Source organism: Verrucomicrobiota bacterium (genome assembly GCA_038744685.1).
GTDB lineage: Bacteria > Verrucomicrobiota > Verrucomicrobiia > Opitutales > Puniceicoccaceae > Puniceicoccus.
The window spans coordinates 180,583-201,980 of record JBCDMB010000002.1 but is presented as its reverse complement, the minus strand read 5'-3'; the positions used below and the strand labels follow the sequence as shown (position 1 = coordinate 201,980).

Here is a 21,398-nt window from a genome sequence, read left to right as displayed (position 1 = left end):
GGAGCATGGATTTGAGGGGTGGTTGCAGTGGATCAGCGAAGCCGTTTTGCCTTGCCCTGACTATGCTGAGAACAGCACCATCAGCTGGTAGCCTCCCATAAGGGGATGATCCCTAGGATTCTCGATGCCAGTTGAAATAGTAAGTAGAACACCCTTGAGCCGACTTCTTGATGAAGTGGGACCCGTTGACAAGGTGGCCATTGAAGAGCGTGTAGCGAAGTTTGCTTCTCGGAGTATCAAGAGGAAAAGCAAAGTCCAAGGGCTCAAGATGGCCGTTTCAATGGTGGATTTGACGACTTTGGAAGGCAAGGATTCGAGGGGTAAGGTGGAGTCGCTTTGCCGGAAGGCCCAGTCACCCGATCCGGAGATGGATACGCCGCAGGTAGCAGCGGTTTGTGTTTATCCTGCGATGGTGAAACATGCTCGGTCCTTTCTGGGTGAATCACCAATCAAGGTTGCGTCGGTTGCCACCGGATTTCCGTCCGGTCAATATCCACTACGGACCCGATTGGAAGAGGTGAAGCGAGCCGTGCGGGACGGTGCCGATGAGATCGACATGGTGATCCATCGCGGTGCTTTTCTTTCTGGCCAGGTCAAGCTGGTTCAGGATGAGATCGCTTCGGTGGTCGATGCCTGTGGTGATTCAACTTTGAAGGTGATCCTTGAGGTCAGTGAGCTGGAAACTTATGACAATATTCGAGCCGCTTCGTTCCTTGCTATGAGCGTCTTGCGGCCTAATGACTTTATCAAGACCAGCACGGGGAAAACCTCTGTCAATGCAACACTGGCGAACAATCAGGTAATGCTGGAGGCGATTCGAGACTTTTATCTGGAGACTGGAACTCCGATCTCGATGAAGCCTGCGGGTGGGATCAAAACGGCCAAGCAATCTCTTCACTACCTGGTAGCCGTCAAGGAAACCTTGGGAGACGAATGGTTAAACAGCACGCGATACCGCTTCGGTGCCAGTTCTCTGCTGAACGACCTTCTCATGCAGCTCCGCAAACAGGAACAGGGTGTCTACCAAGCGCCTTGGAAATTTAGTGACGCCAGCACTGGCTATTGATCGACTCTTCGAAGACACATGGCGGCTACCCGAAATACCAAAAGCTCTCCTCCTCGAGGAAAAACTCCTGAATTACTCTTCGGGGATCTTTGGGAGTTCGATCCGGCTCCGGAGTCGGCCGATCCGAAGCTGAGGGAAACCTATTCGCTTTTTATCGACGGCAAAGAAGTGGCTCCAAAGAGCCGCAAGTATTTTGAATCGATCAATCCGGGAACGGAAGAATCTCTCGCCCGGATTCCCGCGGCCGGAAAGGCGGACGTTGATGCCGCTTTCGCTGCGGCAGAATCAGGACTGAACCGATACTGGTCCAAACTCTCGGGAAAAGACCGGGGAAAGTATTTGTTCCGTATTGCACGCCTGTTGCAGGACCGCTCCCGTGAGTTTGCCGTGGCAGAAAGCATGGATGGTGGAAAGCCGATCAAGGAATCCCGCGATTTTGACGTCCCGATGGCAGCGGCCCACTTTTTCTACTATGCGGGTTGGGCAGATAAGCTGGAGTATGCTCTACCTGGTGCCTCTCATCAACCCTATGGGGTGGTGGGGCAGATTATCCCATGGAATTTTCCGTTGCTCATGTTGGCATGGAAAATTGCTCCCGCTCTCGCGACTGGAAACTGCGTGGTCATCAAGCCGGCGGAGACAACTTCCGTAACGGCTCTGAAATTCGCCGAGATTCTTCAGGAGGCAGAACTTCCACCTGGCGTTGTGAATATTGTTTCTGGTGCGGGTCCAACAGGTCAGCTGATTGTAAATCATCCGGCAGCTAAGAAGATTGCCTTCACTGGATCCACCGAGGTGGGGAAGGCGATCCTGCGAGCGACAGCAGGCTCCGGAAAGGGCCTGACGATGGAGCTTGGTGGCAAGGCCGCGAATGTTGTCTTCGAAGACGCTCCGATTGATCAGGCAGTGGAAGGTGTGATCAATGGAATCTTCTTCAATCAAGGCCATGTTTGTTGCGCCGGGAGTCGTCTCTTGGTGCAGGAGTCGATCGCGAAGACATTTGTAAAGAAGTTACAGACACGCATTGCTGCGCTTCGGGTTGGCGATCCTCTGGATAAGAACACGGATATTGGTGCAATTAATTCAAAGGAGCAGCTCAGCAAAATTGAGGAGCTAGTCCAGTCCGGAGTGGACGAAGGAGCCACATTGTTCCAAAGCAAGTGTGCGCTGCCGAGCAAGGGGTGGTATTACCGCCCATCCCTACTCGATGGAGTCACGCAAAGTCATCGGGTTGCCCGGGAGGAGATATTCGGACCTGTTCTTAGTATCCTGACTTTCCGCACGGTGAGTGAGGCGGTCGAGAAGGCCAACAATACTGCTTACGGTTTGTCAGCAGGCGTTTGGACAGACAAGGGTTCCAAGATCCTCAAGATGAGCACGGCTCTAAAGGCTGGGGTCGTTTGGGCAAATACCTATAATAAGTTCGATCCAACGTCACCATTCGGAGGATACAAAGAGAGTGGCTTTGGGCGCGAAGGCGGCAAGCAGGGCATCTGTGATTACCTCAAGATCGAATCCTAATCTTTCACCGAGCCATGGCACGAATTCCTATTACCAAGACTCCCAAGGCATACGTCGGCGGTAAGTTTATCCGCTCCGAAAGTGGTCAGGTCTATCCGCTCAAGACGAAGTCGGGCGAGTTTCTTTGCAACATCCCTCAGTGCACGCGAAAAGATACCCGAAACGCGGTAGAGTCTGCGGGCAAGGCTGGTTCCGGCTGGTCCGGGCGAACCGCTTACAACCGTGGGCAGATCCTATACCGTATGGGGGAAATGATGGAAGCGCGCGCGGAGGAGCTCGTGCAGGCGGTGGCAATCAAAGGCGACAATCCTCTTGCCGCTGCCAGAAAAGAGGTAGCTGCCACTATCGACCGTGTGATCTATTATGCAGGATGGACGGATAAGTATGAACAGGTGCTGGGGAATACAAATCCGGTCGCAGGATCTTTCTTCAACTTCTCGGTGACGGAACCGATCGGTGTCGTAGGGGTCTTCGCCCCTGATCAGCCGTGCCTGCTAGGATTGATCTCGCAGGTGCTCCCCATTATTGCCTCCGGCAATTCAATTGTTGCGCTTGCGTCGTCGACGAACCCCTATCCAGCAATTATTTTGGGCGAGATGCTGGCAACTTCCGACCTCCCTGGAGGTGTCATTAACCTGCTGACCGGTTATCGAGACGAGTTGTTGGAGACCTTTGCCAGCCACGAGCAGATTCGCGGTTTGGACCTTGTGTTGGAGACCTCTACCAGACAGAGAGCCGAGGCATTGGCAGCCGAGAGCGTGAAGCGGGTCAAGGTGCGGGACCAGTCTGAATCCCGGAAGTGGTTGAGCGAGGACGCTCAATCCGTTTACGCGATTCGAAGTTTTCTGGAATTCAAAACGACTTGGCACCCGGTTGGGAGCTGATAAAGCAGCCTCGGGATTATTGTTGCGAGATGATCGGAAGTCAGTCGGGGCATCTTACAAACTGAGGCCAGTCCGGAAGATCACTGGTGAAAGCACTCAAGCACTGCCTTTTGTAGCATACGCCGTGAGGCGGATGATCTCAGTCTTTGCATATCCACCGGGCTTTGCTAATCATCGGTCTCACGACCAATGCTACAATGGGTTTCTGAAAAATAGCCTCACCTTCGCCAAATGCAGCTTCGAGGTAGGCGCAACGGCGCACGAGTAGGTTCGCCCTCCTATGTTTCGGAAGAATGTGAATTTCTTTCAATTGCCCTTCGGATGAGTCATTGCGATTATCCGAAGCGTGAAAACGATACTCCCCCTGTTCTTGTTCTCACTACTCACTTCGATTTCGTTGGGCGCAACGAATGACACTGACTCGGAAGCCTCTGCGAAACCGATGTCGGAGGAGGAAATCCGACGCCAACTGGAGAGCATCGTCCTGCCGAGAGTTACGTTTAGGGATACTGCGCTTTCGGACGCTCTCCAGAGTTTGAGTGAGATGGCGAATCAATCTCTGCCGGAGGATCAGAAAATTGTCATTATTGTTTCTCCCGAAAGAGAAGATAGCAGGGTCAACTTTGCCGTGCGAAATTTGAGTTTTATTAGGATTCTAGACATTGCTGCGCAGCAAACTGGGTACGAGTGGAAGATTGTCCAGGGTGCAGTTTTGTTTAGTCCGATTGCCCCTGGGGGTGGGCCTCAGCAACCTGTTGGTCGGTCGCCGTCTGTAGCGGATGATCCATTCGCAGCTCCTGCACAAAGATATGTCTTTCGTTCATCTCCAGCAGATTTGGGTCGTGCCTCCTCGGTTGCCTTTAATGCTCCGCTAGCAGCACTAGGAATGCGGTCGGAGTTTGACGTAGCCATGTTCAACACCGAGAGCTACGAGCTGATTAAGCCAAACACCTTTCGTTCACCCCGGGTGGCACCGCTTTCCACCTTCTCAATCGACGTAGACTCCGCGAGTTATTCCAATCTGCGCCGGATGCTTACACAGGGCAAGAGGCCACCGGCTGATGCAATTCGAATTGAGGAGCTGATTAACTACTTTCCTTACTCCTACCGAGAGCCGGTTGTCACCGGGGAGGTGCCTGAGGAGGTCACCCCTTCAAACCTTCCCGATTTTCTTGAGCATCCCGTTGCAATTTCGGCAGAAGTGGGACCTACCCCTTGGGAGAGTGACACCCGTCTGTTGCGTATCGCACTGAAAGGCTTCGAGGTGGATTGGAAAAAGCGGCCGCCAGCCAACCTGGTCTTTCTTCTCGATGTGTCGGGTTCAATGAGCACTGCCAATAAGCTCCCCTTGGTGAAGGAATCATTAAAACTGCTGGTAGAAAGGCTTAACGGGAACGACAGGGTAGCAATCGTCGTCTACGCTGGTGCAAGTGGACTCGCTCTTCCGTCGACGACTGCCAACAATACAGAGACTATCCTTCATGCGATCAATCAATTGGAGTCCGGCGGATCGACCAATGCTGGAGCGGGAATCCAACTGGCCTATCAAACGGCTTTAGAGCACTTCATTCCCGACGGGATCAATCGGGTCATTCTCTGTACGGATGGCGATTTTAATGTTGGAACGACAGACAAGGGAAGTCTCGTGGAAGCTGCCGAGGGATTCGCTGAAGAAGGTGTCTTTCTGACGATTCTTGGTTTCGGAACCGGGAATTTTAAGGACGATATGCTGGAGGCGTTAACGAATGCTGCAGATGGCAATTATGCCTACGTTGATAGCGAACGGGAGGCACGGCGTATCTTTCTCCAAGCGGCAAGTGGAACGATGATTCCAATTGCGAAAGACGTGAAAATCCAAGTGGAGTTCAATCCAGCGGTGGTTAAGGCTTATCGACTGATTGGCTACGAGAATCGATTACTCCGGCCCGAGGATTTCAACGACGACACGAAAGACGCGGGTGAGCTTGGTGCTGGGCAGACTGTGACCGCTCTTTATGAGATTGCTCTTCCGAATTCGGGGATCGAGGTTTCTGAGGTGGACGATTTGAAGTATCAAGTTCTTCACCCAAAAGCTGAAACCCTTGAAGACAGTAGCTGGGAAGGAGTCGAACTTGCCACGGTAAAGCTTCGCTACAAATGGCCACTTGAGGAAGATAGCCTATCGCTTCAGGTGCCAGTGACGCTCCCAGTGGCAAATGAGTTTGCAGAGATGAATGTGGATTACCAGATGAGTGCGATATTGGCTATTTGGGGAATGCTTCTTCGCGAGTCTGATTTTGTCGGACCGGATGACTGGGGAATCGTAGAAGCGTTTTCGTCGGATCTTCTTCGTGACCCATCGGTGAGCCAGCAGCGAGTTGAGTGGGCAGAATTGGTAGAGAAGAGCAAGGAGGTTTACTCCCAAACGAATTAGGGAAACCCTGACTCCAAATTTTGAATCCATGTTCACGTTTCAGAACTGTTTTAAGTTTAAGTAGTCCGACCAAGTCGGATTGGGGCTTGAGTTCCAAACCGTCGCGGCGGAGAGGTTCTTGAACCCTTAGCTTCCTGAGTTTTCTGAAATCGAATGCCGAGTAGCTACGCTAGAGCCCGCACGGTGATGACAATGGATTTTGATGTCGGAGTGCCGCTTTCCTTCGCTTGTGCCGAGATTGGAACAAGTACGTTCGCTTCCGGGTAGTAGGCGGCGGCGCAGCCCTTAGGTGTATCATAGGGAATCGCAAGAAAGAGTTCTGCGGTTCGGTTCTCTCCGTTAAAATGGCTTGTGATACTCACTGGTTGCTCCGCGACTAGATTTCTCTCCCGCATGTCTTCCGGATTCATGAAGAGGACGCGGCGTTCGCTCCGTATTCCCCTATAACGATCGTTTGTTCCGTAAATCGTAGTGTTGAACTGATCGTGACTGCGGAAGGTTTGCAGAAGGAGCTGATCGGGTTTGATCTGAATCGGGTTGAGGCGATTGATCGTAAACTCTGCGTGGCCGCTGTCGGTCTGAAAAACGCGTTCTTTTACACTGTTAGGGAGATAGAATCCACCGGGCCGACGGGCGCGCTCATTAAAGTTCGTAAACCCAGGGACAACGTTTTCGATCCTCTCGCGGATCAAGTCGTAGCTGTCTTCGAAGTCTTGCCAAGGCACTTGGCTTCTCTCTGCGAGGGTTGCTTTCGCAAGTCGGCAAATGATCGCCGTCTCACTCAAAATACTGGGTGAAATGGGAGTGAGCCGTCCTTCAGAGCTCTGGACCACTCCCATGGAATTCTCAACAGTCACGAATTGGGGGCCGCTTTTCCGCTGATCGATCTCCGTTCGACCCAGACAAGGTAAAATGAGGCCGCGTTTGCCTGTGATAAGATGACTGCGATTCAGTTTTGTTGAAATTTGGACGGTTAAACTGCAACGCCGCATCGCAGCCGCGGTATAATGCGTATCTGGGCATGCAGAGAGAAAGTTTCCGCCGAGCCCGATGAAGACCCTTCCTTTTCCGGCATGCATGGCACGAATGCTCTCTACTGTGTCGAAACCGTGCGCTCTCGGTGACTTAAAATTGAACTCTCGATCGAGTGCTGAGAGGAAAGTCTCCGGCATCTTTTCCCAGATGCCCATCGTTCGATCTCCTTGGACATTGCTGTGTCCTCGAACCGGGCAAAGGCCACTCCGAGGACGGCCGATTTTACCCGTGATCAGGTGGAGGTTAACGACTTCGCGAATCGTTTCGACCGCGTTGTGATGCTGGGTAAGACCCATCGCCCAACAGGTGATTGCTTCCTTTGCATCGATGAAGACTTTCGCAGCAGTTCGGATCTGTTCTTCGCTGAGTCCCGATTGTTTGGTTATCTCCTCCCATGGCGAAGCGTTGATCTCCTCGCAAGTCGCCTCGAACCCGTTCGTGAAAGAATCGATAAACTTTCGATCCACAACAGTTCCTGGTGCGGCAGATTCCGCTTCGAGCACACATTTCAGCATGCCTTTGAGGAAGGGAAGGTCTCCGTTGATGCGAACAGGAAGATGAAGAGAGGCCAACGGTGTCGATTTACCGAGAATACCGGAAACTTTCTGGGGATTCGCAAAGGCCTTTAGTCCGGTCTCCAACAAAGGATTTACGGATACAATCTTTCCTCCATTCTTCACGGTGTGCTCCATGGAGGTGAGCATTCTGGGATGGTTGGTCCCCGGGTTTTGACCGATTACGAGAAGGCAGCTCGTGTTCTCGATATCTTTGAGGGTAACGGTTCCTTTGCCGATCCCGATCGTTTGCTTGAGCGCAGCACCACTGGACTCGTGGCACATGTTCGAACAGTCGGGTAGGTTATTCGTTCCATACTGCCGAACAAAGAGTTGGTAGAGAAAGGCTGCTTCGTTGCTGGCTCGGCCGGAGGTGTAAAAGATGCCTTCATCGGGTGAGTCGGTAGCATTGAGCTCATCGGCAACGATCTGAACGGCTTCGTTCCAACTGATCGGTCGGTAGTGGCTCGCTCCTCGCTCCAGGAGCATAGGCTCGGTCAGACGCCCCGCATCGTTGAGCCAGAAGTCGGACTGCTTCGCTAGCTCTTGGACGGAGTAGTTCGCAAAAAACTCGCGATCAACCCGTTTCTTAGTGGTCTCGGTAGCTACCGCTTTTGCGCCGTTTTCACAGAACTCAAAGCGTGATCGCTCGTCGTCGGGGTCTGGCCATGCACAGCTGGGACAATCGAACCCTCCTTTTTGATTGAGACGGTAAAGTGCTTTCGCGCCTCGGGTTGTGCCGGCTTGTCGGTGGACGTGCTTCAGTGAATTGGTGACTGCTTTTGAACCTACAGCAGTATCCTTCGGTGCACTTCGACGGAGGTTTTCCAGCTCCCTTGGGGGCTCTGGATCAGGCAAAGTGTTTTTGGAGTTCTGGGGCATCTTTACAGAGTTCGGTTCGAAGTTCTGATTCGCTCCGGGTTACTATACACGCTGTAGCAGCCTTCTCGGATAAATCCGATCATGGTCAAGTTGAAGTCATTGGCTAAGGCAACGGCAAGGCTCGACGGGGCACCAACTCCTGCGACAATGGGGATGCGGGCCACCAATGCCTTTTGGATAATTTCGTAGCTCATTCGGCCACTAACGCACACTGCTTGGCCTAATTCTCGAGCACCTCCACTTCGCAACTTGGCACCGATTGCTTTGTCCATGGCATTATGGCGGCCGATATCTTCGCGAGAAACTACGTTTTTGTAATCATCAGAGAAAATCGCAGCAGCGTGAAGTCCTCCTGTCTTATGGAACACTGTCTGCGCCTGATGCATTCTCTTGGGAAGCTGGTGGACCAGCATATAATCAATCTGGCTGAAATTGGTCAGTGCTAACTTCGGGGAGATTCCGAGACGGTTGAGAGAGTTCTTTCCACAGATGCCACAGCTGGAATGAATCGAGAGATTCCGATCAAAGACCTCGTCTGAAACCTGTAGTCCCTCCCGGAGATTTACTATTGCACGAGTGGGTGCCTCGGCATCCGCAGGTTCACTAAACTTGATCGTGTCGATATCATCGGAGGATTGTATGATTCCTTCGCAGAACAGGAACCCAGTGATCATTTCTTCATCGTTGCCGGGAGTTCGCATGGTCAGAGTAAGGACTCTTGATTTCCGATTCAGCTGGCCTGAATTGTAGAAGAGTACGATTTCGATCGGATCCTCTATCGCCAACTCATCTAGCTCCGGCGCCGACATTTCCGTGCCCTGCATACGCTGCTTGATCACCCTAACACTCGTGCGAAGTGGAGTTTCTTTCGTTACTTCAAGAGACATGCAGGTGGTGGCGTATGTAGCGGTTTGAACTGATCCCGATAGGATAGAGTGGGATGGGAAGGATTGGCGACAGAAGAAAAAGAGACAATTTCCGCAAATTGTCTACCATCCTGAGTAGTGTTAACCGGTCGGTCCCTCACTCTCACGTTCTCGAGCACAACAGTTCCACTGTTCTTGCCGTTTTGGAAACGGTAATGATTCGCCTTGGATCGAAAGCCGAAATTTGCCCAGTTGGCCTAGGTTCCACTCTTTAAAGCGACTACGACTGATTGGTAAATACGATCAGTTCGAGCTCTTTGAAGGGCCGGTTTTCTCCGGGAGCATTAGAAACCAGCTCGAGGGTCAAGTCGTGCTCACCTACTTCTAAATCAACCTCGCCGAGCGTCCATTTTCCTCCAATTTGCCGCAAGGGAGATCTGATTTCTGAATCCCCAACCGTCAGTAAAAACTCAGCATTCTCCACAGGTTCCTCGGCCTCAATTGTCACCTTGTATCTCCCCGGAGTTACGACCTCCACGGGAACCGTTTGCGAGTCGCCGGGATTCTTCCAGTTGAGGGAGCCGTGGATGTCTGCCCTCAGCCCCCCAGTCATTCTTACGCCGCCGCCAAAGGGAATTTCCGAGCCACTTAGATTGCGGCCTACTCGTTCGTAACGGTCATATTCCAGATGCCCGATATGGAAGCGCGGATGCTCGAAGCTGGTCGGATAGGCTACGGTTTGTTCGAAGGCGTCCTGAAGTTTCTTCTGCATCGACTTGGCCATTTCCGGGTGCTCCGAAAGTATGTCTTCCCTCTCTCTTGGGTCGTCTTCGAGGTTGTAGAGAAAGAACTCGTTCTTCGCAGTTTTTACGAGTTTGAAGGGACCATTTCGCCAGGCCCCAATCTGGGGCTCGTAAAGAAGGTCGTTTTTATCAACGAGGACGTTGTTTTGCCGCATGTAGCCATTTAGGGAGACTTGCCATCCAGGTCGGTAGAATTCGCGGTTGTCGGGCCAGCGCGTTTGTCGGCCTGCAAGAAAAGGGACTAGGGACCGGCCCGTAACGCCTTCAATTTCTTCCGCTTCCGGGACTCGTGCAATTTGGAGAAGAGTGGGGAAGAGGTCGGTCACGTCAGTGAACGCTTCAATCTGGGAAGGTTGAATCTTCTTGGGCCAACTGATGAAACACGGAACCCGGAGAGCATTCTGCCAAATATGTCCCTTGCTTCCCCTTAAATTTTGTGGGGACCGGAGCTGGATCTCGTCGCGGGACAATTTTCGATTGGTCGCCCGGCTCCGGTGAACCGGACCATTATCACTAATAAACACAACGATCGTATTCTCTCTCAGACCGGAACGGTCCAGATACCCCATGAGTTTACCGATGTTTGCGTCCAAATGCTCGAGCATCGCATTGAGTTCCGCAAAGTATTCGGACTGCCCCCTCGCTTTGTATTTCCGGACCAGCTCCTGTGGCGCTTCGAGTGGAGTGTGGATACTCATGTAACTCAGCATGAGAGAAAACGGTTGGTCCCGGTTTTCCCTCATGAAATCGATTGCTAATTCGGTGAAGGTATCGTCGGCTAACCCGTCCAGTTGCATGGCCTTCCCATTGCGGCTTACAGGCGTGTCCACGTGTTTATAAAGGGATGCCACCCAGGCATCGTCGAAACCACGATTCCATGGCATCCAAGCGGGTGCTCGGCCGGAATGCCATTTGCCGATGAAACCGGTGTGATAACCCGCTGCTTGGAGATAATCAGCGAGCGTGAGCTCATCAAGATGAAGGTAGTCTCGGGAAATATGGACACCCCAAACCCCGACCTGGTAATGGTTTTTACCGGTCAACAGAGAGGCTCGGGTTGTCGCGCAAACAGAGGTGGCGTGAAAGTTATCAAAGCGCATGGACTCACGACCGAGGCGATCGAGATGAGGAGTCTCGACGGCAGTGTTCCCGTGAAGGGAGAGGTCTCCGTAGCCCTGGTCATCGGTAACGATCAACAAGATATTGGGTGGTGGCTGCGCGCTCAGGTCTCCCGCGAGACCGAGGGTTACCAGGCAGACAAGCTGTCTCCACCTCGTCACAGCTCTTTGACCTTGATGTTGCGAAAATGAATAAGTCCCTCGTCGGCTTTGTGCACCTGAAGCGCAAAATATCCTTGAAGGTATTCATCATTCTTAAAATGCGCACAGGGAACGCCATTCACCCAAGTCTTCACCGTATCGCCCTCGGCATGAATCGTAACTCGATTCCAGTCATCGAATTTGACTGCATTTCGGGCCTCTTCGTGAGCCTCAAGCCAGAGGGGGTAGAAAAAACCTCCGATGCCTTGTCCGAAAACACCGCCCGTCCAACCCTTTTTCCGAGCGGCCTCTTCCAATTCAACCTGAGGGCCTTGCACGCCGCCCTTGCCGACTACCCTTGAACGGAATTGGATGCCGGAATTGCCTTGCAGAAGCCACTTAAACTCCACCGTGAATATGAAGTCTCCAAAATCGTCACGGACGGTGCAGAGGTAGGAGTTTCCATTGGGTGGAACATATGTTCCGACGATCACATCCCCCTCGGCTTCATAGATGTTGTCCGCGCCTCGCTGCACCCAGCCGTCAAGGTTCTCGCCGTTGTAGAGGCTAACGAATCCTTCGCTCAGGTCCGGTTCCGGATCGGTGTTGAGCAGCATCTCCGACGGCTCTGGCGTGGCAGGCCGCTCAGAGAGTCTTTCGTAAATTTTCTCAAATTGCGGCGCCAGCTTTGGCGGGGCATCATCAGCGTTGACTACCGACAATGAAGAAAAAACTAACGCGGCAGCGAAGAGGGGGAGGGAATTTTTCATGGTCAACAATTGAAGGAAGTTTAGTTCTTTCTGTATGATTGAATCGAGGCCTCGAACTGGTCTAGCAGCTTCCGGTAGTAGTCCGAGACTTCCGGATACTCTGAGGAGACGTCGTTTGACTCGGAAGGATCTTTCAAGATATCGAAAAGGAGAAACTCGTTCTTACGCAAATGAGCTTTCCACTGCTTGTCGCGAACCGTTGACCACCCCGGCCGGTCGTTCCAAAAATGGGGCTGACCGCGTTCAATTTCCTGACCGGCCCATGAGGGGAGTAGGTTTACTCCATCGATTCCCTCGGGTGCCTCGGTTCGGGCCAAAGCAGCTACGGTTGGGAGAAAATCCACTCCAGTGAACACGGTTTCGCTATTCACTGAACCCGGAGGAATTTTTCCGGGCCATCGCACGAAAAGGGGCGTCCGCACTCCTCCTTCATGAAGGGAAATCTTGCGGTCCCGGTAAGGCCCGGCAGAGCCTACGCAATTGATGAGAGTCGGTCTTTCCTGAATCCGTTCTGCCAGCTGGTCGAGGTTGTCGACGCCTCCGAGTGGCGGTGGTCCGTTATCGCTCGCAAAAATGACGAGGGTGTCCTCATCCAATCCAAGATCGGCGATTGCAGCCATCAGCCGACCGATCTGATTATCGAGCTCGGTGACGTCCGAGCAGTAGGCGCGCATCGCCTCCTGAAGATCTCCTTGTTCCGAGATAAACTCGAGAAACTCCCTCATATAGGGATTCTCAAAATCGTTGATGTCGACCTGCAGGTCTTTGTAGGGCTCGAGCATATCGGGCCGTGGATTGATGTAGGAGTGGGTCGGATAGACCCATAGGTTGATGTAGAAGGGCTGCCCGCTGTCCTTATGCCTTTCCATGTAGTCGATCGTTAGATCCACATAGCGCTGGGTTGTGTTTTCCCGCCAGTGAGGGGCTCTTCGCTCTTCCCGTGTCCATCCTTCCCCGTTGCCGTTGGCGATAAAGTCTTCGTCAACGCCGTACAGATCGGGTGTCGGGTCATCCGCGTTCCTTCCACTCATGTGCCACTTGCCGAAATGCGCAGTCGTGTAGCCTGCTTTTTTGAGAACGCGAAAGAGATTTTCCGCTTCGGTATCCATTTCTTTCGTCTGCTGGAAGTAGCGTGACGGATAGATGCCGCTCATGAGCGAGTAGCGGCTGGGAGCGCACCAGGCCCCGCTCATGTATCCGTGTTCGAAGCGAATACCCTCGTTGGCAAAGCGGTCGAGATTGGGTGACAGAACGTAGGGGTGGCCCGTCACACCAAGATCCCCATAGCCGAGGTCATCGCAGAGAATGAGGATGATGTTCGGGCGCTGTACAGCAAAAGCAAAATGGCCGAGTAGCAGGCTGAAGAGCAGGATGAGGCTTATCTTCATGATTGAGGTCGGGTTTTCTTTGAGGGCTCCGGCATTTCGTCGATTAAACCCCGCATCCGCTCAACAACAGTCGCGTATTCAGGGTTGTAAGCCAGATTGAAGTGTTCACCGGGATCTTGTTCGTGATCGAACAGTGCGTGTCCGCCACCACTCCAGACAATGTAGCGGAATCGCGGGTCACGAACGGAACGATCGGCGTTGCAATACGAGTAGGCAATTTCGTGCCAAGGAGCGTCTGGATTCATGAGTAGAGGGACGAGACTTGTTCCGTCGAGATTCGCCGGTGCCTCCAGGTCGCAAAGCTCAACGAGGGTGGGATAGATGTCGATAAACTCGACGATCCGGTCAGTGCTTCCTCCTTCAAGCGTTTTGCCGGGAGCCGAAATGAGCATGGGTGCGCGACAAGAGCGTTCGAAGAGCAAGGCCTTGTTCCAGTAGTTTTTTTCGCCAACCTGGTATCCGTGATCGCCGATGAAGACGATGACAGTGTTGTCTAACAATCCTTTCTTCTCGAGGTGATCCATGACGAGGCCGAGTTGCTCATCCATGTAGCTGATTCCTGCGTAGAAGGCCCGCATTGCTTCGAGCTTGTCCTGCCGATCCATTTGATCGAAGGCGTCCTTGAAGACGTAGTAGAAAGCATGATCAGGGACCTCACTTGCTCCTTCAGGCGTTTCCGGGAGCTCGAGTGAGTCGAGGGGATACATGTCAAAAAAACGCTGGGGTGCGAAAAAAGGATCGTGCGGCCTCGAGAAACCGATCCCGAGGAAAAAGGGAACTCCATCCTCGGCAATCTCATCGGCTCGGTTGATGGTAGCACGGGCGATTTGCCCGTCTTTGAGGAATTCCTCTCCGTCAACAACCGAGCGCCACTCAAACCATGGAACAGTTTCATCAACAATCAGTCGCCCGGGGCCTTTTGTTCGGCCTTCCTCGCCCTGCTGATAAAAACGCGGTTGGCGGTCCATCGGTAGCAAACCACCGGTGTGCATGTCTGAGATTTGCGTCCACGATTGCGGATCCCGCTGATGAAAAATTTTCCCGGTCGAGACGGTGCGGTAGCCGTTTTCCTTGAAGAGCTGGGGAAGCGTAACGACATCCGGGATTAAATCGCGGATGTGATCGGCATTGTTCAGGTTTCCGCTGGTCCCCGGGTAGAGTCCGGTGAGGAACGAATTTCGACTGGGATTGCAGAGCGGGTATTGCGAATAAGCCCGATTAAACTGCATACTCCGCTCCCTCAGCTGGTCCAAGTTCGGCGTTTTGACGATCGGATGCCCGTAGGACGCGATGTCCACATTCAAGTCATCGACCACGATAAAGAGGACGTTTGGGCGTTCACTGCTATGAGCACTGGTGAGACCAAAAAGCAGTGGGACGAGGCACCAAAGGTTTAGGTTCTTCATGTGTGGAGCCTCCGGAGTTGAATCAGCTCAATTGGTAAATTCGCCAAAGGGACGGTCTTCGAAACGGGCCAGCTCCCGGGAAAGCGCCCGTTTTGCCATCTCCGCAACCTCGGGATTTTGCTGAAAGATGTTATTGGTTTCTTCAGGATCGTCTACGAGGTTGTAGAGCTGGTCGGCATCAAAATAGTTCGGGTTGGCTCTTGAAGCGTGATGCCCCAAATGCCCGTTACGGGTGAGGTAGGGAAGGGGAATAGGCTCGCCATCAAAGCCCTTGAATTCTTCCCCAGAGTCGATCCGCTTTTGCAGCTCCGGCGGGTAGCGAATAGCAATGTATTTCCATTCTTTTGATTTGATCGCCCTTGAATGGCCGAGTTCGCCAAAGAGGACCTGGCGGATCGGTTGCTGGTCTCCAAAAAGAACACTTTTGAAGCTCAGGCCATCGATCTTGTAGTCAGCAGGTTTTTCGATTCCGGCTAGATCCATCAACGTTGGGGCCAAGTCTATGTTGGCCACGATACCATCGTATTCCAGTCCCGGTTCGATGGTGCCTTTCCACAAGAGGAGCATCGGAACTCGCATCCCGTATTCATGCAGCGTCGCTTTTCCGTGACGGTAGGAACCGTGGTCCGGAACAAAAATGATCAGCGTATCCTCGGAGAGACCAAGCTCGTCAATTTTATCAATGATTGCACCGACGCCATCGTCGAGCCAGAGGGCGTAAGCGTCGCGATCCTTGAAGCCAGCCTCGCGATTGCGCCGCAAAACGTCCTCCCTTGGGGGTAAGACATCAAATCCTTCCTCAACGAATCCCTCGCCGGTCATCCGTGGGTCGGCGTTGAGGGAATATTTGTTGTTCCAGGGAAGCGGCCCGTGATGAAGGGTTGTTGAGAAGTAGAGGAAAAAAGGCTCGTCTTTATATTTTTCGAAAAAATCGAAAGCCTTATCAACGGTCCAGTCGAGGTTATGGACGTTCAACTCCTCGTTCCAGAGCTCCCGCAGGTTCGCTCCATAGAATCCGTCCACAAAATCAAATCCGTATTTCTTCATCTCCTCACACCACTTTTCGTGGTTCCGACGCATCCTCGCGTTCACTTCGAGATCGCGAGGATCGGCATCCATACCCGCACGCTCCATCGCCGTTGCACGGGGCCCCATCCAGTCGTGACGAATCAAGTGCGATTTCCCCACGAATCCCGTGACGTAGCCGTTCGCCTGAAGCACTTTCGGAAGATTCCATTGATCCAACTCAAGTTCACCAATGTTCTCGACCTGAGTCTGGTCGCCGTAGGGGTGCTCTTTCATGAAGTGTTCCCCTTCGCAGCGTCCAGCAAAACGACCAGTGAGAAAACTGTAGCGGGAGGGTGAGCAAACCGTCGAAGTGACATTGAAATCACTGAGGAAAAGTCCTTCCGCGGCCATTTGGTCGATCCGGGGAGTGTGCACCTGTCCTCCCATAAAGCCGAGCGAGTCCCAGCTCTGATCATCGGTGATGATGAAGACAATGTTTGGCTTCGACGGTGAGCCTTGGCCGTGCAATCCTTGGAGGCAAACGGAAAGCAGTGCGCAGGTGCAGGCAAAAATCAATGGAAGAGTTGATCGTGATCGGTGCATGTTAAAGGGAGTGTCCTGATAGAGATAAAATTCCTTACTTCTCCTTTTTGACCCAGGTGAAGGTTTCGCCGTTGGTCACCATTCGGTAGTCGTTCAGTTGGTAGGCGGGCGGAGCAAATGTTTGGGGAGCAGAATCCGCCAGTTTGGTCTTTACCTCATCATACTCCGGATTGCCGGCGAGGTTGTTCCACTCGTTCGGATCGTTCTGCAAATCGTAAAGCTCCTCGGTACCGTTGGCGTAGCGGATGTAGCGCCAGTCCTGATTGATGATGGCGTACTCTTCAGGCTCCAAGCCGGGAAGCAGAACATCACGATCCCGGGCAGTGGAAGGATCGGCCAATACTCCGGCGAGAGAGGTTCCGTCCAACTCCGGGTCTACCGGAATTCCGGCAAGATCCATGAGAGTCGGGTAGAGATCAATCAGGCTGACAGTCGTATCAACACTTTGGTTACGGGCAATCCCGGGTCCGGCCCAAAGAAGAGGAACGTTGGATGTGCGTTCCCACAGGTTGTGCTTTCCCCAATCGAACTTCTGTCCGTGATGGTAGCCATGGTCGCTCCAGAGGACCAGGATGGTATCGCCGCGATACGGGCTCTTTGCCAGTGTGTCCAGGACGCGGCCGAGCATCGCATCGGCATAGGAGACGCTGGCGAGATATCCGTGAATCGCATCTTTTACCGCATCAATACTTTCAAGGTGTTTGTGGATTCGACCCCGGGCGGTCTTCGCCTTTCGAACGTGTTCCGGTAAGTCGTCCAGATCTGTTTCCAGGTAGTCCGGGGGCACCAGCGAATCGCGATCATAAAGGTCGAAGTACTTTTGCGGAACGTAGTTTGGGAAGTGCGGCGCGTAGATTCCGACCGCGAGAAAGAAGGGCTCTTGCTGAGGTTCCATGAGCTTCTGGCAGACCCAGTTGATGCGCTTCGTATCGGCCATTTCTTCTTCGTGCTCGTTGAGGACGGGGCCCCATTCAAGAAACCAGGGTGCTTTGGTGGGACGGTCGCTTTGGTTGTATACACTGTTCGGATACGGTTGTGGTAGAAAGGGTGTATCGAGCGACCAGTCTTTGAGGGGCCAGCCCTCCAGCTTGGCCGACTCATCGCGGTGGAAATATTCATCCCACCCACGGAAGTCGATCTGACCGAAGGTGTGGTGAAAGAGTTTTCCGCCACCCATTGTTTTGTAACCTGCCTCCTGTAGGGCGACCTGGAGTGGCTTGATTTCGGGGTCGGCAACGAAGTAGATCTGCCCGCGGTAGCAACCCGTAGTACTCACGTGGCGTCCCGAGAAAATTGCCGTCCGTGAAGGCGCGCAGTAGGTGCCGGCAGTGTGTGCGTTTTGGAATGTAACCCCGGCTCTTGCCAGTCGATCCATATTCGGAGTGATCGCCTGAGAGTAGCCCATCGGCGAGATCCAATCGCTCAGATCGTCCGTCGCAAAGAAAATGATGTTCGGCTGCTCTTTTCCGAGAAGTTGATTCGAAAAAAGGACCGGAAAGAAGCAGACGATCCAGCTGACCCTGATCGGTATTCTCTTCATGGAAGAAACGTTTTTGTGTTGGTTGAAGAATGAGTGGGCCGTAGGCCGGAATATCTTCCCGGATTTTGCCGTGTCAGAGCTTTCCAAGTTTTGATTGCCTGTTGGCAATTCATTGTGACAAAACGTTTCATCATGATTTTTTTAACCAAGGTAGAAAATCGGAAAGGCTATGGAGAGGGCGTTAAGTCTGGAGAGGGGATTATTCAGGAAAGGCTTTATCGAATACGTAAACAACGCATCTATGACCTTTCAAGTGGACCTCATCGAATAACCGAAGGCATTTCCAAGATACAAGTGCAAAACTCCGCCGCTGTTTTTAGAAAAATCATTAACTTTGGGTTTTATTGAAATAAGGTCTGCGTTCACGCATCCAAATAGTTGTAAACAAGTCTGTTTCTCTTCACTCCTACTGACCCCTAAACCTATGTATCGTAATTCGATTCTCTTGTTCGCGTCTGCTTTAGTCCTTTCTGCGGCTTCCCATCTGCAAGCGTCCCGACCAAATATCATCATCTACATGGCGGATGATCTCGGATGGGGCAGCACAGGGCCTTACGGAGCAAATCCGGAGCTGATTGAGACTCCTTTTATCGACGTTTTGGCTGAGAAAGGAGTGACTTTCGACAATGCGTCGACGACAGCATCGGTCTGCTCGCCAACCCGCTATGCGATGCTTACGGGGCAGTATTCGTGGAGAACCCGGCTAAAATCTGGTGTCGTTAATTCGTTTGATCCTTTGCTGATTGATCCGGCAACTCCGACTATCGGAAGCTGGTTGCAGGAACTTGGCTACCAAACCGCTCAAGTGGGCAAATGGCACCTCGGTTACCATGCGGAGCGCTTCAAAAACCTCCTCGGCGAAATTCGGCCTGGGCCGAACGACGTGGGCTTCGATTATCACTTCGGAGTTCCAAACAACATGGACGATTTACACAAAGTCTACATTGAAAACCGGGGTGTTTATGGTCTCCGCTCTGATCGTATCTCACCCTATGGAAAAAGTTTCTACGGGACACAATATTTTGGCTACGACGCTCCCCAACGAGATGAACCAGAAGTCATGGCAGAGACCACCCAGAGGGCGATCGACTGGATCAATCAGGTGGATTTAGACACGCCGTTCTTCCTATATTTCGCAGCGGTAAGTGTGCACCACCCGGTCATGCCTTCCGCAAAAAACTTCGGGGGAAGTGCAGCCGGCACCTACGGTGATTTTATCCACGACATAGATGACTCCGTTGGCGCTTTGATGGCAGCTGTTGAGGCTCGGGGACAACTCGACAACACGGTGTTCATTTTCACCAGCGACAACGGGGGCGATATCCCCGGCGACAAGAATCACAAACGTCCTGAGGTGCAGGCCCTCGAGGCCGGGCTGGATATCAACGGTGATTGGCGGGGCGATAAGCACGTCATCTACGAAGGTGGTCTGCGGGTGCCGATGATTGTGGCCTACCCAAGAGTGGTCGAAGGTGGAGTCCGCAGTGAGGCAAAAGTGAGCACCGCAGATTTATTCGCGACGATTGCAGAGATCAACGGGGTTCGGGATTTACCGCTGGAAACGGCGCCCGATAGTTTTTCGTTCGCCCAGTCACTTCTCCACCCGGAAAAGGCTTCAACGCGTCCGCATCTGGTAATGCGTGATGCGCTCGGGCGCCAAGCGCTAAGGTTTGGTCCATGGAAGCTGATCGATGATCAGGTGCCGGGGAGGGACGCGAAAAGGATTGAGCTCTACAACTTGGAAACCGACCCCGGTGAGAAGGACGATGTAAGTAAGCAATACCCCGAGGTAGTTGCCGAGGGTCAGAAATTGCTACAGGCGATCCGCGACACTCCCGCCAGTCGGTCCATCGGCAAGACGCTTTAGACCCGATTGATCCCTATGGGATTTTCCCTTCTTAAGCCTGTTGCACTGTCACTCTGGCTGGCTTCAGGACTCGGCGCATCTGCCGAACCGCCGAATATCGTTCTGATCATGACGGATGATCAGGGCTGGGGTCAGACGGGATACTATGATCACCCGGTTTTGGAGACACCGAACTTGGATGCGATGGCCGCAAATGGATTACGGTTTGATCGTTTCTATGCAGGTGCACCCGTTTGCTCGCCGACCCGTGCGAGTGTTCTCACCGGACGGCACAGTGATCGCAGTGGCGTTCCCGGCCACGGCCACGCGTTGCGCTTGCAGGAAAAGACTCTTGCAGCGGCGCTTCGCAATGCTGGGTACGCGACCGGCCATTTTGGGAAATGGCATCTCAACGGCCTTCGTGGTCCGGGGGTGCCTCTATTTGCCGATGACAAGCATAGTCCGGGAGTCTTTGGTTTTGAAGAATGGTTGACCGTTAGCAATTATTTTGACGTCGATCCGCTTTTGAGCCGAAACGGAGAGTTTGCCTCCTTCGAAGGAGATAGCTCGGAAGTGATCGTTGACGAGGCTCTGAAGTTTGTTGCTCGCGCGACAGAGGCTGGGAAACCGTTTTTTGCGGTGATTTGGGATGGGTCTCCGCACAGTCCGTTCGTTGCCAGCGAAGAAGATCAGCAGGCGTTCGCCGGGCTCGATCAAAAAAGTCGCGAGCACTACGGTGAGCTGGTTGCTTTTGATCGCAGCGTTGGCGTTTTACGAGCTGGGTTGCGGGAGCTTGGAGTGGCAGACGATACGCTTATCTGGTTTTGCAGTGATAATGGCGGACTGAATGGAATCACGCCCGAAACAACCGGCGGCCTTCGAGGTCACAAAGGCAGCCTCTGGGAGGGTGGTCTACGAGTCCCCTGCATAGTTGAATGGCCAGCGGGGATTCGCCCCCGGATCACCGAATATCCTGCGTCTACGATGGATATTTTTCCGACCATCGCTGAACTATGTGGTCTGCCAGATGAGGTCTTTGTCCAACCGATCGACGGCATCAGTCTTCAGCCTCTTTTTCAGGGTGAAGCGAGGCCGAGGGAGAAACCCATTGCCTTTCGCTTTGGCAGCCAGGCGGCGTTGATTGATAACAACTTTAAACTGATCCGAGCAAAGGACCGGACGAAGGAAGAATCCTCCAAAAATCGCAGAGAGGAATTCCTGCTTTTCGATTTAGCAGATGACTCGTCTGAACAAGCTAATGTGGCGGAGAAGTACCCAGAGCGCTACCAGTCCATGCTGGAGACCTATCGTCAGTGGGAAGCTTCCGTCGAAGAAAGCGTCGCAGGGAGAGACTATCCGGAGGGTATGGTGTTGCCGCTGGATTCCTATGCTGTTCGACATTTCTGGAGCGAGGACGATCGCTACGAGCCTTACTTTGAAGAACTTGAAAAACGCCCCGAATATCGGAACTGGCTCAGGAGAGCCCGGAGAAACTAAGCACTCGGGGTAACCGGGTGCAATTAGAGCCACAGGGTAATGTGGAAATCACACCAC

General features: G+C 52.9%; 14 protein-coding genes. 6 read left to right on the top strand and 8 right to left on the bottom strand.

What is annotated here, in order from left to right:
* Nucleotides 1-154: 154 nt before the first annotated feature.
* The 4 genes from deoC to AAGJ81_02155 all read left to right on the top strand — a co-directional run bounded on the left by deoC (nucleotide 155) and on the right by AAGJ81_02155 (nucleotide 5,884).
* Nucleotides 155-1,066, top strand: a complete 912-nt coding sequence (gene deoC / locus AAGJ81_02170) for a deoxyribose-phosphate aldolase (protein ID MEM0964944.1) — start codon at nucleotides 155-157, stop codon at nucleotides 1,064-1,066.
* Between the two features lie 18 nt (nucleotides 1,067-1,084).
* A complete protein-coding gene (locus tag AAGJ81_02165) occupies nucleotides 1,085-2,587 on the top strand; it encodes an aldehyde dehydrogenase family protein (protein ID MEM0964943.1) in 1,503 nt (500 codons plus the stop codon).
* 14 nt (nucleotides 2,588-2,601) lie between these two features.
* Nucleotides 2,602-3,471, top strand: a complete 870-nt coding sequence (locus tag AAGJ81_02160; protein ID MEM0964942.1) for an aldehyde dehydrogenase family protein — start codon at nucleotides 2,602-2,604, stop codon at nucleotides 3,469-3,471.
* A gap of 346 nt (nucleotides 3,472-3,817) precedes the next feature.
* On the top strand, nucleotides 3,818-5,884 hold the full coding sequence (locus tag AAGJ81_02155) for a VWA domain-containing protein (GenBank protein MEM0964941.1): 2,067 nt from the start codon (nucleotides 3,818-3,820) through the stop codon (nucleotides 5,882-5,884).
* Between the two features lie 164 nt (nucleotides 5,885-6,048).
* On the opposite strand, the gene AAGJ81_02150 is transcribed toward AAGJ81_02155, so the two are convergent.
* The 8 genes from AAGJ81_02150 to AAGJ81_02115 all read right to left on the bottom strand — a co-directional run bounded on the left by AAGJ81_02150 (nucleotide 6,049) and on the right by AAGJ81_02115 (nucleotide 17,998).
* Complete coding sequence (locus AAGJ81_02150) at nucleotides 6,049-8,355, bottom strand: FdhF/YdeP family oxidoreductase (protein MEM0964940.1); 2,307 nt, start codon at nucleotides 8,353-8,355, stop codon at nucleotides 6,049-6,051.
* Between the two features lie 2 nt (nucleotides 8,356-8,357).
* A complete protein-coding gene (gene fdhD, locus AAGJ81_02145; GenBank protein ID MEM0964939.1) occupies nucleotides 8,358-9,242 on the bottom strand; it encodes a formate dehydrogenase accessory sulfurtransferase FdhD in 885 nt (294 codons plus the stop codon).
* Between the two features lie 259 nt (nucleotides 9,243-9,501).
* A complete protein-coding gene (locus AAGJ81_02140) occupies nucleotides 9,502-11,304 on the bottom strand; it encodes a sulfatase-like hydrolase/transferase (GenBank protein MEM0964938.1) in 1,803 nt (600 codons plus the stop codon).
* Nucleotides 11,301-12,053 carry a DUF1080 domain-containing protein gene (locus AAGJ81_02135; GenBank protein MEM0964937.1) on the bottom strand — a complete coding sequence of 251 codons (753 nt, stop codon included), beginning with the start codon at nucleotides 12,051-12,053 and terminating at the stop codon, nucleotides 11,301-11,303. Before AAGJ81_02135 ends, AAGJ81_02140 begins: the two co-directional genes overlap by 4 nt.
* 20 nt (nucleotides 12,054-12,073) lie before the next feature.
* Entirely contained in the window at nucleotides 12,074-13,441 is a 1,368-nt protein-coding gene (locus tag AAGJ81_02130; GenBank protein ID MEM0964936.1) for a sulfatase-like hydrolase/transferase, read from the bottom strand.
* Nucleotides 13,438-14,847: a sulfatase gene (locus AAGJ81_02125; GenBank protein ID MEM0964935.1), complete on the bottom strand. Its 1,410-nt coding sequence runs from the start codon at nucleotides 14,845-14,847 to the stop codon at nucleotides 13,438-13,440. The genes AAGJ81_02130 and AAGJ81_02125 overlap by 4 nt, the downstream gene beginning before the upstream one ends.
* A gap of 27 nt (nucleotides 14,848-14,874) precedes the next feature.
* Nucleotides 14,875-16,458: a sulfatase-like hydrolase/transferase gene (locus tag AAGJ81_02120; protein MEM0964934.1), complete on the bottom strand. Its 1,584-nt coding sequence runs from the start codon at nucleotides 16,456-16,458 to the stop codon at nucleotides 14,875-14,877.
* 34 nt (nucleotides 16,459-16,492) lie between these two features.
* Entirely contained in the window at nucleotides 16,493-17,998 is a 1,506-nt protein-coding gene (locus tag AAGJ81_02115; GenBank protein MEM0964933.1) for a sulfatase, read from the bottom strand.
* 424 nt (nucleotides 17,999-18,422) lie between these two features.
* On the opposite strand from AAGJ81_02115, the gene AAGJ81_02110 reads away from it, so the two are divergent.
* Together AAGJ81_02110 and AAGJ81_02105 are read left to right on the top strand one after the other, a co-directional pair.
* Nucleotides 18,423-19,865, top strand: a complete 1,443-nt coding sequence (locus tag AAGJ81_02110) for an arylsulfatase (protein MEM0964932.1) — start codon at nucleotides 18,423-18,425, stop codon at nucleotides 19,863-19,865.
* A 15-nt stretch (nucleotides 19,866-19,880) separates the two neighbouring features.
* Nucleotides 19,881-21,341 (top strand): sulfatase-like hydrolase/transferase, encoded by a 1,461-nt coding sequence (locus AAGJ81_02105; protein ID MEM0964931.1) that lies wholly within the window; start codon nucleotides 19,881-19,883, stop codon nucleotides 21,339-21,341.
* Nucleotides 21,342-21,398: the final 57 nt, after the last annotated feature.

Bases quoted from the DNA above. Each gene is read 5' to 3' on its own strand.
- AAGJ81_02125 (MEM0964935.1), bottom strand. From the start codon at position 14,847: ATGAAGAACCTAAACCTTTGGTGCCTCGTCCCACTGCTTTTTGGTCTC.
- AAGJ81_02110 (MEM0964932.1), top strand. From the start codon at position 18,423: ATGTATCGTAATTCGATTCTCTTGTTCGCGTCTGCTTTAGTCCTTTCT.
- AAGJ81_02130 (MEM0964936.1), bottom strand. From the start codon at position 13,441: ATGAAGATAAGCCTCATCCTGCTCTTCAGCCTGCTACTCGGCCATTTT.
- AAGJ81_02135 (MEM0964937.1), bottom strand. From the start codon at position 12,053: ATGAAAAATTCCCTCCCCCTCTTCGCTGCCGCGTTAGTTTTTTCTTCA.
- AAGJ81_02105 (MEM0964931.1), top strand. From the start codon at position 19,881: ATGGGATTTTCCCTTCTTAAGCCTGTTGCACTGTCACTCTGGCTGGCT.
- AAGJ81_02120 (MEM0964934.1), bottom strand. From the start codon at position 16,458: ATGCACCGATCACGATCAACTCTTCCATTGATTTTTGCCTGCACCTGC.
- AAGJ81_02160 (MEM0964942.1), top strand. From the start codon at position 2,602: ATGGCACGAATTCCTATTACCAAGACTCCCAAGGCATACGTCGGCGGT.
- fdhD (MEM0964939.1), bottom strand. From the start codon at position 9,242: ATGTCTCTTGAAGTAACGAAAGAAACTCCACTTCGCACGAGTGTTAGG.
- AAGJ81_02165 (MEM0964943.1), top strand. From the start codon at position 1,085: ATGGCGGCTACCCGAAATACCAAAAGCTCTCCTCCTCGAGGAAAAACT.
- AAGJ81_02150 (MEM0964940.1), bottom strand. From the start codon at position 8,355: ATGCCCCAGAACTCCAAAAACACTTTGCCTGATCCAGAGCCCCCAAGG.
- AAGJ81_02115 (MEM0964933.1), bottom strand. From the start codon at position 17,998: ATGAAGAGAATACCGATCAGGGTCAGCTGGATCGTCTGCTTCTTTCCG.